General features: G+C 36.9%; 14 protein-coding genes. 5 read left to right on the top strand and 9 right to left on the bottom strand.

Translation table 11 applies throughout. The features are described 5' to 3' along the window. Positions 1–1545 (top strand): DHA2 family efflux MFS transporter permease subunit, encoded by a 1545-nt coding sequence (locus tag IAE20_RS10590; RefSeq protein ID WP_200460761.1) that lies wholly within the window; start codon positions 1–3, stop codon positions 1543–1545. A gap of 78 nt (positions 1546–1623) precedes the next feature. Here the strand turns inward: IAE20_RS10590 and IAE20_RS10595 are convergent, their stop codons facing one another. Beyond that, on the bottom strand, positions 1624–3030 hold the full coding sequence (locus IAE20_RS10595) for a PLP-dependent aminotransferase family protein (protein ID WP_200482750.1): 1407 nt from the start codon (positions 3028–3030) through the stop codon (positions 1624–1626). 268 nt (positions 3031–3298) lie between these two features. Here IAE20_RS10595 and IAE20_RS10600 point away from each other — a divergent pair, with 268 nt between their 5' ends. The 3 genes from IAE20_RS10600 (at position 3299) to IAE20_RS16935 (ending at position 4515) form a co-directional block, all read left to right on the top strand. Further along, the gene (locus IAE20_RS10600) at positions 3299–4126 is read left to right on the top strand and encodes a hypothetical protein (protein WP_200482749.1); all 828 of its coding nucleotides are present in this window, start codon (positions 3299–3301) and stop codon (positions 4124–4126) included. A gap of 27 nt (positions 4127–4153) precedes the next feature. Beyond that, positions 4154–4312 (top strand): hypothetical protein, encoded by a 159-nt coding sequence (locus tag IAE20_RS10605; RefSeq protein WP_200482748.1) that lies wholly within the window; start codon positions 4154–4156, stop codon positions 4310–4312. A 92-nt stretch (positions 4313–4404) separates the two neighbouring features. Beyond that, a complete protein-coding gene (locus IAE20_RS16935; protein ID WP_413784495.1) occupies positions 4405–4515 on the top strand; it encodes a hypothetical protein in 111 nt (36 codons plus the stop codon). Between the two features lie 235 nt (positions 4516–4750). Here the strand turns inward: IAE20_RS16935 and IAE20_RS10610 are convergent, their stop codons facing one another. The 4 genes from IAE20_RS10610 to IAE20_RS10625 form a co-directional block, all read right to left on the bottom strand. Next, positions 4751–6121: a sensor histidine kinase gene (locus tag IAE20_RS10610; RefSeq protein ID WP_227611124.1), complete on the bottom strand. Its 1371-nt coding sequence runs from the start codon at positions 6119–6121 to the stop codon at positions 4751–4753. An 8-nt stretch (positions 6122–6129) separates the two neighbouring features. Beyond that, positions 6130–6816: a response regulator transcription factor gene (locus IAE20_RS10615; protein ID WP_200460757.1), complete on the bottom strand. Its 687-nt coding sequence runs from the start codon at positions 6814–6816 to the stop codon at positions 6130–6132. A gap of 1 nt (position 6817) precedes the next feature. Continuing rightward, positions 6818–8470, bottom strand: a complete 1653-nt coding sequence (locus tag IAE20_RS10620; RefSeq protein WP_200482747.1) for a phosphoethanolamine transferase — start codon at positions 8468–8470, stop codon at positions 6818–6820. 84 nt (positions 8471–8554) lie between these two features. Then, entirely contained in the window at positions 8555–9295 is a 741-nt protein-coding gene (locus IAE20_RS10625) for a phosphatase PAP2 family protein (RefSeq protein ID WP_227611123.1), read from the bottom strand. 163 nt (positions 9296–9458) lie between these two features. Between IAE20_RS10625 and IAE20_RS10630 the strand changes: the two genes are divergently transcribed. Then, positions 9459–10001 carry an undecaprenyl-diphosphatase gene (locus tag IAE20_RS10630; protein WP_200460755.1) on the top strand — a complete coding sequence of 181 codons (543 nt, stop codon included), beginning with the start codon at positions 9459–9461 and terminating at the stop codon, positions 9999–10001. A gap of 43 nt (positions 10002–10044) precedes the next feature. Here IAE20_RS10630 and IAE20_RS10635 read toward each other — a convergent pair whose 3' ends face one another. The 4 genes from IAE20_RS10635 to IAE20_RS10650 form a co-directional block, all read right to left on the bottom strand. Then, positions 10045–11400, bottom strand: coding sequence for a sensor histidine kinase (locus IAE20_RS10635; protein WP_200482746.1), 1356 nt, complete (start codon positions 11398–11400; stop codon positions 10045–10047). A 12-nt stretch (positions 11401–11412) separates the two neighbouring features. Continuing rightward, positions 11413–12087, bottom strand: a complete 675-nt coding sequence (locus IAE20_RS10640) for a response regulator transcription factor (protein WP_200482745.1) — start codon at positions 12085–12087, stop codon at positions 11413–11415. Between the two features lie 71 nt (positions 12088–12158). After that, a complete protein-coding gene (locus IAE20_RS10645) occupies positions 12159–12842 on the bottom strand; it encodes a Fe2+-dependent dioxygenase (RefSeq protein WP_200460752.1) in 684 nt (227 codons plus the stop codon). Between the two features lie 97 nt (positions 12843–12939). Further along, positions 12940–15210, bottom strand: coding sequence for a TonB-dependent receptor (locus tag IAE20_RS10650; protein WP_200482744.1), 2271 nt, complete (start codon positions 15208–15210; stop codon positions 12940–12942). Positions 15211–15304: the final 94 nt, after the last annotated feature.

Genomic DNA, 15304 nt, shown 5'->3' on the forward strand with positions numbered 1-15304 from the left:
ATGAGTGCTCAAAATCAGGCTGCAACCCGGACACCTTTTGCCGAGTTAAGTGGTGGTCGCTTGCTGCTTGCAGCATTTGTCATTGCTTTGTCCAATTTTATGGTGGTACTGGATACCACTATTGCCAATGTCTCCGTACCTCATATCACAGGTAATCTGGCGGTATCTTCCTCACAAGGGACGTGGGTTGTTACTTCCTATGCGGTTGCCGAAGCGATTTGTGTTCCCTTGACTGGCTGGCTAGCGAGCCGTTTTGGAACCGTCCGTGTCTTCGTCATGGGGCTGATAGGCTTTACTGTGTTCTCATTCTTATGTGGACTGTCAACTAGTCTTGAAATGCTGGTACTGTGTCGTATCGGACAGGGGTTATCAGGCGGACCATTGATGCCACTTAGCCAAACATTGCTTATGCGTATTTTTCCACAGGAAAAGCATTCACAGGCCATGGGCTTATGGGCAATGACCACTGTATTAGGACCAATTTTGGGGCCAATCCTCGGTGGCTTAATCAGTGATAATTTATCTTGGCACTGGATTTTCTTTATCAATATCCCTGTGGGTATTATTTGTGTCATGGCCGCCGTTCGATTGTTATCTGTTGCAGAAACAGAAACTATTCGCTTAAGAATTGATAGCGTTGGTTTATTCCTATTGGTGCTGTGGATTGGCGCATTACAGCTCATGTTAGATTTGGGTCATGAGCGAGATTGGTTCAATAATACTAGTATTGTTATGCTTGCCTTGATCGCGGTGATAGGTTTTATTGTCTTTCTCATCTGGGAAATGACCGATAAACAACCCGTGGTTAATCTCTGGATTTTTAGGCATAGGGGTTTTACCGTTTCTGTTTTGGCATTGTCTTTTGGATTTGGTGCTTTCTTTGGCAGTATTGTATTAATTCCACAATGGTTGCAGATGAATCTGGGATATACCGCCACATGGGCCGGTTATTTAACGGCAACCATGGGTTTTGGTAGTCTAACAATGTCTCCTTTGGTCGCCAAACTGGCCACTAAACATGATCCACGTGCGTTGGCTAGTTTTGGTTTGTTATTGCTAGGGGTTGTGACTTTTATGCGGGCATTCTGGATTACGGATTCTGATTTTATGACACTGGCTTGGCCTCAGATTTTGCAGGGCTTTGCTGTGCCATTTTTCTTTATTCCATTATCCAATATTGCACTTGCTTCGGTTCTGCCTCAAGAGATTGCCTCTGCTGCTGGATTAATGAATTTTTTAAGAACCATGGCAGGTGCGATAGGAGCTTCGCTTGCGGTCACTATCTGGGATGACCATGCCAAAGTTGCACGAAGCGAAATGGTGTCTAGTCTGCATGTTGAAGAGACGCAAAATGTGCTTCTCCAGAATGGTTTTAGTTCAGACACAGTTTTAGGTGTAATTTCTAATTTAGTCGATAAAGAAGCGATTACGATGTCGGCAAACCATGTGTTTTTATTATTTGCTTTGGCTTTTGTATTTGCAGGATTGATTATCTGGCTTAGTCCAAAACCACAACGCAGTTTACAGGGGCCAGCGCCTCATTAATCACTTGGGGCGATAGCCCCTATTTTTTTGTCAATTTACCAAGAATTAATGGTTTTTTTCATGTGGGTATAGGGATTCTCAAGGAAAATTCAAGATGGACTGGATGAATTGGTCTAATCCGTCTTGAATGCGTGAAGTCCATTCAAATGAACAATTTAAGCGAATATAGTGTTGATTCGTTTCTAAAACATTAAAAAGTGGGCTTGGTGCCACACTGATATGTTTTATGATTAGTTTTTGGTAAAGTTCTAAGCTACTGATATGCAGTGGTAATTTGATCCAGAGGAAATAGCCACTGGGAAAATTATATATTTCACAGCATTGTCCCAAATGTTGCTTTAAATACTGAGCAAAGCGTTTCTTGTTTTTTTCCAGACGACGACGTAACAATCGTAAGTGTTTTTCATAATGATGACTGGATACAAATTCAACCAATGCATTTTGAATCAGTGCATTGGCTGAGATGGTGCTCATCAGTTGTAAATGTTGAATTTGTTCTGAGTATTTTCCAGCATATACCCAGCCCACGCGAAAGCCTGCGCCTAACGTTTTTGAAAAAGAAGAACAATGTAAAACGAGATTACCCCGATCAAAATATTTCATAGACAACGGTTTATGCATACCATAAAAAAGTTCTTCATACACATCATCTTCTATTAAATAGATTTTGTGTTCATGTAAAAGTTTGGCAATTTTATATTTAATCTCATCACTGACTGTAAAACCGATTGGATTCTGCGCATTCAGCATAAACCAGCAAACTTTAATCGGATAATGTTGAATGACTTGTTCAAATGCTTCCAGATCAAAACCATATTTGGCATGTTCGGGCAAAGTAATGACCTTTAAGCCCAAACGTTCTGCTGCTTGCCATGCACCATAGAATGTGGTTTGTTGCAATAAAATATAGTCTCCTGGGCGAGTGAGTGCCTGTAACGATAAATTTAATGCATCCAGACCGCCCGAGGTAATTACAATATCATCCGCATCGGTTGGGATCCCTTGCATACAATAACGTTGAGCGATGATCTTGCGTAAAGCCAGATTTCCAGGTGGGAGATTGGTAGTTTGATCATAACTTTTTTGATCACGGGCCATTTGGCTGACTACTTGTAAAAGCTTGGAGGGTGTCAGTAAATGATGATCTGGAAAAGCTGAACCAAAAGGAACAATGTCTTTGGATTGAATCGATTTTAAATATTTAAACACCAGAGAATTAATCTCTATTTTGGGATTTAAAGAAACGATGGCTGCGCTTTGCGGAATCTGGGTTTTTGCATTTTCAGCAACGAAATAACCCGATTTTTCTTTAGAATAAATTAAACCTTGCGCTTCAAGATCCTGATAGGCATTCATAACCGTCATAAGACTAAAACCCGAAATTTCAGCTTGCTCACGCAAAGAAGGCAAGCGGGTATGCACGGGCCATGAGCCGTTTTCAATGAGTCGCCTTAAATGTTGTGCAAGTTGTTCAGATTTATACATCGCAATGAAAAGAGCGCCTAAAGCCTAAAAGATAGAATACTTCAGTTATAAAGTGAACTAAAAAATAGAGCAGTACAACTAATTTTTCATCGAAAAAAATCAGTTTTATAACAGTTCAGATGGATACTTGCTTATCTGTTATATTTTTTTAAGCTTATTCTGTGTCTAACAACTTACAGTGTTTTTGATGACAATGGATATTGTACCAAGCTGAATTTGATTTTTTGGATCTGACTTTAAAAGTTTGGCCGAAATAGAGAGGTGTGATGTGTTTAAAACTGACGAATTAAATCAAATATTGCAGATTTTTATGCAGCGGTTACCGTCTCAAAACATCCAGCAACAACTTTCGCATCAATATGTCAATCTTGAAGCAACCATTTTACGCGCTAAAATATTGAGAAATTTATCTCCTGCCCATTCAGTTTATATTATTCAATCCTCAATTGAATGGAATGATCTCAATCTTGCCTATCTTTTTTCGCCGATTATTCTGGCAAACCTAAATAAAAAGACAATTTATACTACGCCATTAACAGTAGCAATCAATTATATGCTTGAATCATATTATCAGATACAAACAAAAAGTCTGGTCAATATTGATAATACACTGGAAAATTTAAATTTATATCTAGATATTTTTGAGTATATAGATGATGTTGATTTTTTATTTTTAAGTTTGATTAAAGCTATTTGCCATACAGATATATCAAAGATATTTATTATCTCTAAACTAGATATTGATGTGCAGATTTTAAATAAAATTAGCCAATTTTTAAATATTGAAATTTATATTTTAAATAAGACATGCAATATCTCTATTTTTTCTATACAGCAAATAGATCAAAAGAAATTATTTTTTAAAGTAAAAGATGAATTCCATCGGACATTGTGTCACGATTTTTCTAAAATAAATGCGAAATTATTGATGTTGACACATGGTTTTAACCAAGAACAGGCACATCATTTGATAGAGGATATGTTTTATTCGGAACATCTTTTTGAAAAATTATCAGTTTATTCAGAATATATTCAGACACAAATCCAAAATGAAAATATTCTAAAGCCCTCTCGTTATTCTTCCTCTTCTTTTTAACCGTGTAAATATTCAGGAGCGTCTCTCATGCAAAAAAATAAATCGCATTTTCCATTTGTAACGGTAGGAATCAGTATTTTACTTGGATGTCTATTTCTTACCTTTTTCTATTTGGCAGTCAGTAATGAACCTGAATATATGCCATCTCAGCAACAAAAACAGTCTCTAGTCAAGCATCAGCCATAATATTTGAAATGGTTCTGTGTAAAATATATTGATCGTAAGGCGTATGTTGAAAGTTAATTTAATTAATATTGGTAATCGTTAAGGTGAATGATATGCGTTTTTTAAAGCAAAAAAATAAGGCAAGTTTTGTATTTCTTATTATCACGCTTTATGCTTTTTTGGGTTTTGGTATTGGTTATATAATCTGGGAATATTTGCTGTAAAAATTAAGTATTTCTATAGATTTTTTGAAATTAATAGAGCTATTTTGATTATCTAAATAAAACATTATTTTCATAGAGAAAGTAAGTTGGCTGTTTGATCTCGTCCATAACGGCCTTACATGCAGAGGTTAAATAACAATGTAGCGTTAAATTCTATAATGCGGTCTATTTTGTCACTCCCAATATCAAATTTTTTACTTTTACTTGATTTAATAATAAAGAGTTACACGTTTGATTAGATGTTTTGCTTAAAGCATAACGTGACCTTTAAACCACTTAATTGTTCTGACTGATCAAATTGCATCGTGGCCTCAATTGCTTGTAAAGCAGATTGTACAATAGATAAACCAAGCCCACTTCCTATTGCCTGATGCTGCGTTGCAACCAGTCGAACAAAACGTTGCATTACATGGTCATATTGTTCTGGGGCAATGCCATGACCACTATCATGAATTTCAACATAGCAATGTTGGTTTTCTCCACAATATAATTTAATCAGTACCAAACTTTGGACTGGACTATATTTGATAGCATTATCAATCAGGTTAATTAAAATACTGTCTAATGTACTACGAGTAGCAAATATATCTAGGTGTTCTGGCTGATTTTGAATGTCGACTTGTAGATCGATATTTTTATGATGTGCATTTGCCAATAACTGTCCAATACTACGACGTGTTGCTTCAATTAAATTCAAATTTTCCAGTGGTTCGTGCTGTTGAATCTCTTGATGTGCCAATGACATTAATTGTTCGACTAAATGTGTCATTCGATTTAGGCTTTGTCTTAGATCTGCTAAATTTTCATTATAACTTGAGCTATTTCGTTGAGTTTTCATGAGCAGTGAACTTTGCAGATTGAGTGCGGTTAAAGGCGTTCTTAGCTCGTGTGCAGCATTGGCAACAAAAAGCTGTTGTTGCTTTTGTGCTGTTTCAATTCGTTTAAATAAATAGTTGAGTTCATTGATGGCGGGCGTAAGTTCAACGGGTAAATCTTTTACATGAATCTCAGATAAATCGTGATAATCCCGTTGTGCAAATGTGGTGCTTAATTCATTGATAGAACGTAAATGATGACGGATAAGACGATAAACTGCATAAATACCAAAGGGCATAAAAAGCAAATAGGGAATGAGCATATTAAATGCAAGTTCTTCGGCCAGATGGCGGCGAACTTTAATCAGTTGGCTAATTTGTATTTGTTTATCAGGCAGTGGGAGTACATAAATTTTTAATTCACCCCGTGTGGTTCGATGTTTAGAAAAATGAGCTGAATTTGAATAAGGCAATAGGTAATTATGCTGCTGGCTTAATCGTTCAAGTTCATTTTTGGAAATAATATCAATAAAAACATCGGTCTCATCATATCTGGCTTTTGGGTCAAACGTGGAGAGGCGGTTTGACAGGTTGTTTTTATCTAGAAACTCTGCCATTTCCTGCATTTGTCGATCAATCACTTCCTGTGATTCTTCAAGTGCGATCCGATAAGCAGCAATGCCAATCACAATCAGTAAAATAATACTAAAAACCGAGATGCTCCAAGACATCCTCGAACTGAGCGGCTGGTCATGGTAAATTTGCCAGAGTTTAGCTAAAGCAGGGGGCATCGAGACATCTAACCTGAAGCTTTTGGGGTATCTATACAGTAACCCAGACCACGTACGGTACGAATAAAATCTTTGCCTAATTTATATCTGAGGTTATGGATATGAACTTCGATGGTATTACTATTAATTTCGGTGTCCCAGTCATAAAGTTTTTGCTCAAGCATTTGTCTGGAAAATATCTGATTGGGATACATCATCATCGGTTCTAAAATCGCCCATTCTTTGGCCGAGAGTTCAATTTTCTTTTTACCTTTGAGTACCCGATGGGTATTGGGAAAGAGCTGAACGTTTCCCACTTTAAAATGAATTTCTTCAAGTGAACTATAGTTTCCACGTCGCAACACCGATTCAATTCTTGCAATCAATTCATCAAAGTCATAAGGCTTCACAATATAATCATCAGCACCGAGCCTTAAACCCTGGATTTTATCGCGGCTTTGGTCTCGTGCACTAATAATAATCACTCCCATCTTATTCATATCAACTTGTTTACGGATATGTTTAAGTACTTCTAGGCCTTCCAATTCGGGTAATCCAAGATCTAGAAGAACAATATGATAAGTTTGACCAAATAAATAATCGAGAGCCTCCAATCCTGTTTTAGCCCAGTCAATTTCAAATTTTTCATGTTGAAGTAGCTGATAGGTCGATTTTCCAACCATTAAGTCATCTTCGATATATAAAATACGAATCACTTTAAATACTACCTCTACATTGTGCGAGTAAATTCAATTGTGGGTTCAGCACTTTGGTTTGAATATTTAACAGACCCAGCAAAGTTGGGAATAAATGATCCTGACTCACTGCATGATCCTTTTGTAGACTTAAACAATGCTGAATCTTTTGATGTTCAGGCCATTGTTGTGATGTCCAAAATAGAAAGGGAACATGTGTTTGTTCTTTAGGTGCCATAAAATAAGGTGTTCCATGTAAATATAAACCGCTTTCTCCTGTCGATTCGCCATGATCAGATAAATAAATTAATCCTGTAGGTACGCCAGTTTGTTGTAATACATGGATAGCACTTGCCACGATATGATCCGTATATAAGATGGTATTGTCGTACGTATTAATCAAGGAATCATGATCACAATTTTGAATATTATTGGTTTCACAAGCAGGTAGAAATTTTTTGAAATCATGAGGATAACGTTTGTAGTAAGCAGGTCCATGACTACCCATCTGATGTAAAACAATTAACTGATTTTGTTTTAATTTTTTAAGATCCATACTTTTAAGATAGTCATTTAATGCAGCTAGTAAAACTTCATCTTGACACTCACCATTGCTACACCACTTCTGATAAGCGGATTGATCTTTAGGAGAAATATAATTTTTAATACGGTCACAGGTTCCTTTACAACCCGAATTATTATCAATCCAAGTTACTTGATAACCTGCTCTTTGAGCGATATCCAATAAACCTTCGCGATGTGCAGCTAATGCTTGGTCATAATTTTTTCGCGGCATTCCTGAAAACATGCATGGAACTGAGACAGATGTTTGTGTTCCACATGAGGATGCCTGACTAAAATTTACAATATCCAGCTGGCTGAGTTCAGGATTCGTCATTTTGGGGTAACCATTTAAGCTAAAGTTTTGCGCACGAGCAGTTTCTCCAACAACCAAAACCATGATTTTTGCAGGCTGTTGAATCGTATAATTGACCTGATGAGCATCTTCACCATAAGAAATTAACGGTAAGTTTTGAGTTTTTACATTCTTATGGGCATAACTCCAACTACTGGATAAAATATTTAATGGTGAAATTTGTGCTTTTAACTCTCGGTTTTCCCTAAAAATAGGTGCATATTGGCTATAAAATGAAAATAATCCCAGACCGATGATGAACAATGCGACCATTAGGCTGATCAATTTATCCAGAAAAAGATGTTTGATATTTTTTGTAGGTTCAATTTTTAGATAACATAAAAGGGCTAAAGGTAAGACAATCGTTTTGATTAACCACAATAAAAACGGAATTGATAATAAATCAACAGCTTCATGGGCATCGGTCTGCACGACATTCTGGATTTGGTCTGTATTAATATTCACACCAAGTTGATTGACAAAATACGATGAAAATCCTGTCAATATAATTAAAACTGTAGCCAATACTTTAGCCGACTGTTGCCAACTAAGAAGCTGTAAAATAAAGAAATAAAAACCACTTAAGATTAAAAAAGTCACAAAAATAAATGAATATTGGGTTAACCCAGAAAATGAACTAAACGAGGATAGGTGTTGATAAAACCCTATATTGGTAAAACTGGCTAACCAGCCAGCGACCAAAATATTAAACACTCTCAGTGAGACTGAGATTCTTTTAAGTCGAAGCCGTTGAGCCATGTGCATGATTTCGTATAATGGATGCCGATGTCTTATTTAAAACTGAGAAGATTAAGGAATGATTAGATAAATTTTAATTAAAATTCAATGGTTAACATCATGTCTGAGAAATTTCTTATTTATTGAAATATCTTTTAAATAATTAGGCCAGAACATTTGCCATACTTTATACACCATGAAATCAATCAGCCATGACCACCAGAATGACCATAAGTTATGACTTAGAAAATGAGCACCACGTACCATCTGAACCGTACTCATGAGCGAACCCATGACTAAAGCTAATATCAAACCATAGCGCGCCAACTTTGGATAAAATGGGCGATAAGCAAAATATAAAATTAATAAAGAAAATCCCGCAGATGCATGACCGCCAGGAAAGCATTTCCCATGTACATGAAGAGATTTGAGCCAGTCGATATGATTCGCGTGAACTCGTAAAAGCGTCCATGGGCATGCATGTACAGATTGAGACTTAAATATCCCGATCACTGAAATGGAAATCATCATTCCGATGACTACAACACCTGTTATAGAACGAAGTGGTGAGAATGATTTCTGGAAGATGAATTTAATCCATAATACGACATGTATCATTGCAATAATAATGACTAGATTTTTCAAAAACTCATGTCCAAATTTAACTAAAAACTGGTTTTCTCTTAAGTAATATCCCGAGTGATTTACCCAAGGAAGACTGAGCATTTGATCTAATGATCCAGCAATAGGTATGAAAATCAGCATCAATAGGGCAGTGGAAAATAATAAAACCAAATTGTATTTATCAAATTTCTCTAGATACAAAGCCACTTTACGAGATTCCAAGTCATATGAATCCCTAGAATAAAAAATATAGATTAAGACTTGCTGAGAAAGTTATTAATTTTTTTACATTATATTTCAGTTATTTACTATGGTTTTTTGCTAAGAAACACTTAATCATATTCCGCTTTAATAAGCGAACTTGTATGACCTGTATGATCATGTTATGTCACTTTCTGAATTAAATAATACTTTGTTTTTATGGATTAATGCTTCTGTTACGCCATCTCCATTTTTATTAAAAAGTGCCATTTTTATTTCACATGACCTCATTGGTGTTTATCTTGGTTTATGCACTATTTTATTAGTTAAGACCTCTTTAAATTACAAAAGAGCCTATTTGCATAGCATTTTGATGGTTCTCATTGGGGTTTGTATTGCCGCAATCATTGATCATTTTTATTATCATCCACGACCTTTTGTATTGAGACTGGGACATTTACTGGTTTCCCATGCGGCTAACAATTCTTTTCCTAGCCACCATATGTTGACCATTAGCATATTAGCATTTTCATTTTTATATCAAGATTGTAAAAAGCTTGGGACGATAGGCATGTTGATTGCGGCTTTGGTTGGGTGGTCACGTGTTTATTTGGGGGTACATTTCCCCCTTGATATTTTAGGAGGCATTCTTATGGCATTTGTTATAGTGAACGTCTACATACAAAGTCGAAAAATCTTATTCCTAAAGCCCCCTCAAACCCTATAAATTTGTGTGGGCAAGAGCCTTATCAATGAATGCAATCGTTTATTTATAACTTGAAATAAAGTTTTATTTTTAGACCCTGTAATATTTCTGAACGATCTAACTGTAGAGTGGCCTGAATAGATTCCAGTGCAGATTGCACGATGGATAATCCAAGTCCACTACCTACGATTTGAGATTGGGTTTCAATCAAGCGTACGAAACGTTGCATCACATGATCATATTGTTCAGGCGCAATGCCCGGACCACTATCATGTATTTCGACCAGAATCGTATCAGTGTACTCAAATAATTTAATCAGAATCTGGCCATGTTCAGGGCTATATTTAATGGCATTATCAATCAAATTGAGAAAGATACTTTCCAACGCACTGACTGTGGCCTGTACTTCTACTTTTTCATTGAAATCATCAATATTGACCTGAACATCGATGTCTTTTTTACGGGCATTGGCAAGCAATTGACCTGTACATTGACGTATAATTTCAAGTAAATTGAGAGGATATAAAGCTTCGCTAGAAAGTGCCTCCTGATGTGCCAAAGTCATAAGTTGATGAACCAGATGCGACATTCTTTTCAGGTTTTGATCCAGATCATCGATATTTTCCTGATAAAAAGGGCTGTCTTTCGGCGTTTTAATCAATACGGCTGTTTGTAAACTTAATGCGGTTAAAGGTGTTCTTAATTCATGTGCTGCATTGGCAATAAATTTTTGTTGTTGTTGTTGGGCATCTTCAATCCTTTTAAATAAATAATTTAATTCATCAATAGCAGGAGTAATCTCGACAGGCAGGTTTTTAACTTGAACTTCAGATAAATCGTTATAGTCCCGTTGTGAAAACGTTGTCTTTAAATCTGCAAGTGGTCTTAAATGATAACGAATGAGAAAATACACTCCCAGTATGGCAAATGGCATAAAAATAAAATAGGGAATAAGCATATTAAAGGCCAATTCACGCGCCAGATTTTTACGCACAATGACCAGTTGACTGATTTGGATTTGCTTATCTTCAAGCGGTAAGACATAAGCTACTATTTTACCGCGGGTGCTATTTTTTCTTATAAATTGAGCTTTCTCCAGATGATCGACCAAATAGTTATGATTTTTGATTAAAGTCGATAATTGATCACGGTCAACAATATCAATGAAGACATCGCGTTCACCGTAGCGGCGATGAGGATCAAAGGTTGAAAGGCGGTGAGGAATGTTGACACTGGCAAGAAATTCCGCCATTTCCTCCATTTGTTTATCAATAACTTCCTGAGATTCTTCCAAGGCAATCCGATAAGCAGAAATCGCGATTAAAACCAGTAAAATAATACTTAAAACAGAAATACTCCAAGTCATTCGAGAACTTAGAGGCTGTTTATGATAGAAGTGAAACAATTTACTAAAAATCATCCTTCTCCTGTTTTATCGGGTTTCAATGCAGTAACCGAGGCCTCGCACTGTACGGATTAAATCTTTACCTAATTTTTGACGTAGTTTATGGATATGGACTTCAATGGTATTACTATTAAGTTCAACATCCCAGTCATAAAGTTTTTGTTCAAGTGCCTGTCGTGAAAAAATCTGGTTAGGATACATCATTAAAGGTTCTAGAACGGCCCACTCTTTTGCTGAAAGTTCTACAGAATGTCCTTGTTTTAATACTTTACGTGTATTTGGAAACATCTGGGTATCTCCAACTTCAAAGCAGATTTCTTCAATCGTGCTAAATTTTCCTCTGCGAAGCACCGATTCAATTCTCGCGACTAACTCATCAAAATCGTAAGGTTTTACAATATAGTCATCTGCACCTAGTCTAAGTCCCTGAATTTTATCGCGACTTTGATCTCGTGCGCTGATAATAATTACGCCTAATTGTTTTAAATCAGCTTTTTTACGAATATGCTTAAGGACTTCTAAACCCTCTAATTCGGGCAGACCCAGATCAAGTAAAACCAGATGGTAAACATGATTAAAAAGTAAATCTAAAGCTTCGAGTCCTGTCTTGGCCCAATCGACATTAAATTTTTCATGTTTTAATAATCGGAAGGTTGATTTACCAATCATGAGGTCATCTTCGATATAGAGTATTTTTATCATGAAGCACCTGTAGGAAGCTTAAATTCTAAGAAAGAGGCAGGGGAAGCAAACTTTAAATCAAAATATTGAAATTATAACTCGGCCCATTTACGCATTAAATTATGGTACAAATTGGTGAGTTTGATTACTTCCTGATGTTTATCCCCTAATTGCATCCGCAAATTTTGTATCGTTTGATCCAGATTAAATAACATATAACGTTCTGCATCATCTCTGACCATACTTTGAACCCAAAAAAATGAAGCAATACGACAGCCAGCAGTGACCGCAGTGACTTCGTGTAAACTAGTGGATGGATATAAGATCATATCACCTGCGGGAAGTTTAACTTCATGATATCCATAGGTGTCTTCAACCACCAAATCGCCACCGTCATACTCGTCTGGCTCACTTAAAAACACAGTACAAGATAAATCAGTTCTTAACCGTTCATTACTTCCTCGGATTCTGCGAATCGAATTATCGACGTGAAAACCAAAGGCTTCATTATTTTCATATCGATTAAAAAGAGGAGGAATAATATCCAAAGGAATGGCAGCAGATAAAAATAAAGGGTGTTGTCCTAAGGATTCTAAAATTATATTACTTAAATGATGGGTTAAAGGATGATCTTCTGGAAGCTGCTGGTTTTGTTTGACTGTAGCTGAAAGTGTTCCAGCGGTAACTTTTCCATTGACCCATTCAATCTTGCTCATTTCTTCGCGGAAATACAGAACTTGTTCTTTGCTTAAGACATTTGGAATATGATGAATCATTACACTACCTGCCAGATGAGTGGCTCATAATAAATAAGGATAAAATAGCCTCACGATGAGGCTATTTTATCCCAAATCCCATAATTAAAATATGGAATTAATACTTAAAGTTTAATGCGACTACAGCACTACGGCCTTCTGCTTCAGTTGCAAAGTGAGAAGCATAAGCTTTGCTGAAGTAGCGGGTATCGGTCAGGTTATTTAGATTTAGCTGTAAATTAATGTTTTTGTTTACGTCGTAACGTACCATGGCATCATAACGTACATAACCCGGCACCCATTTTGTATTGGCAGCGTTGCCGTAAACTTTGTCCATCGCGATTGCACCTGCACCTAAAGTAAGCTGTGGTAATACTTTATAAGTGGTCCAGAGTGTGGCGCTGTTGGTTGGAACGTTTGGAAGGTTTTTACCTTTAGCTGGGTTATCTGGAGAACATACACCAGTACGTGAGCATGATGGTCCTGGATCAGTTTGTTCACTATCTAAATAAGTATAGCCTGCTGATACCGCCCATTTATCCGTAATATTTCCGTTTAGACCAAGTTCGATCCCGTCAACCTTACTTTTCCCACCATTCGTATAAGTAGTTGGGTCGATTTGAATACGTGTATTTTGCTTCTCGGTACGGAAAATGGCAGCCGTTAAATTAAGTTTATCGTTTAAAAGATCCCACTTGGTGCCAACTTCAAAGGTACGTGCTTTTTCTGGATCAAGATCTTGATTGTTTGCACTGACTGCTGTTTCAGAACCATCGCCAGCATCGGCACCTACAGGGTTGGCTGAAGTTGCATAGCTTGCATAGATAGCGCCATTTTCCGTTGGTTTAAATGTTAAACCAGCTTGATAACTAAAGAAATCTGTATTGTTTTCTAATGTAGCACCAGTCGCATTAGTTTTTAACTCAGTATCAAACTTGTCCCAACGTACCCCCAGATCTAACAACCATTGTGGGTTAAATTCAATGCTATCCAATAAATAGACAGATGTCGTTTCAGAGGTTGTCGTTGTTACGGCCTTGTTAGCAGTAATTGTTCCGAGGAAACGATCACTTGAATTAGGATTGAAGGTCGACGTACACCAGCCATTGGAAGCGGTTAAACCTAAGCTACATGCGCCATTTGCAACTGCGCCAGTAATTGACTTGGTATTTGGATCCGTAACGGTATAGCTACCTTTATCTGACTCAGCTTTACTATATTCAGCGCCCACATTAAAGCTATGTTTGAATGTGCCAGTATTAAATTTACCCGCTAAAGACAGCTGATCAGAAAAAGTATCAGTGTCTGTAATACGGCTGTTCGCACGACGCCAGATACCTGTATCTTTTAATTCACCTGTTGTTGAGTTAATAAAATTACCCTGACTATCATCTGGTTGAGTCCATACATAGTCATTTTTAGATTTGTTATAAACGGCCGTATTACTGATCGTTATGCTATCAGTCAAATCATGTTCAAGCTTGATGGTACCGATCTGGTTTTCCTGTTTTTGAAAATCACGGTCTTTCCAGCCGTAATAAATACCCTGTTTAACATCAATTGGCTTTCCAGAACCAGCAGCATAATTATTTGGGTTGTTATAAGGAACACCAGAGTCAGGAGTATCATCTGTTCTTAAGTAATAGTAACTTAAAGTGGCACGAGTAGCACTGTCCAGACCGAACGTGATACTTGGTGCAATACCGGCACGTTTATATTCTGTACCATCACTTTGTCCTGCTTTGTCATTTTCATGACCCATTACTGCAACACGCGCAGCAATACCATTACCAAAGTCTTTATTGGCATCTAAGGTAATACGATGATAGTCATCTGTACCATTTTGGATAGAACCTTCTAAAGAGTCGCCTTTTTTGGCTACTTTAGAAATCATATTGATGCTACCACCGACTGAACCGGCACCCCCCATTGAAGATGAAGATCCTTTGGTGACTTCAACTTGTTCAATCGCAAACATTTCACGATTTTGTGAAGTAGAGTTACGCATGCCATCAATATACATTGAACTTTCAGAACTATAACCACGGATAAACGGACGGTCGCCATTTGGGTTACCGCCTTCACCTGCGCCTAATGTAATACCCGGTACATTACGCAACGCATCGCTTAACGTTGTAACGTTGGTATCTTCAATAAGTTGCTGAGAAATGATTGAAACAGATTTCGGTGTATCGAGTAAAGGAGCAACAAATTTTGCATTCGCAGAATTATCAACTTTTAAAGATTCTTGTTGGGTTGCTGTTGCTGCACTTTGGATTGTAGGAAGTTGGGTCACATTTTCTTGTGCAAATGCAGGTACAGCGACCACTGATAATGAAGAAGCAATTGCAGATGAAACAATTTTCTTTCGCGTTTTGATAAAAGACATTCTTGCCCCAATAGTCAATAATAAACAGTATGCGAATAGTAATGATTCTTAATTATAGATACAATATATTTACATTGTTATTTTCGATAAATTT

The sequence above is a fragment of the Acinetobacter sp. S54 genome (assembly GCF_016624945.1).
Lineage (GTDB): Bacteria > Pseudomonadota > Gammaproteobacteria > Pseudomonadales > Moraxellaceae > Acinetobacter.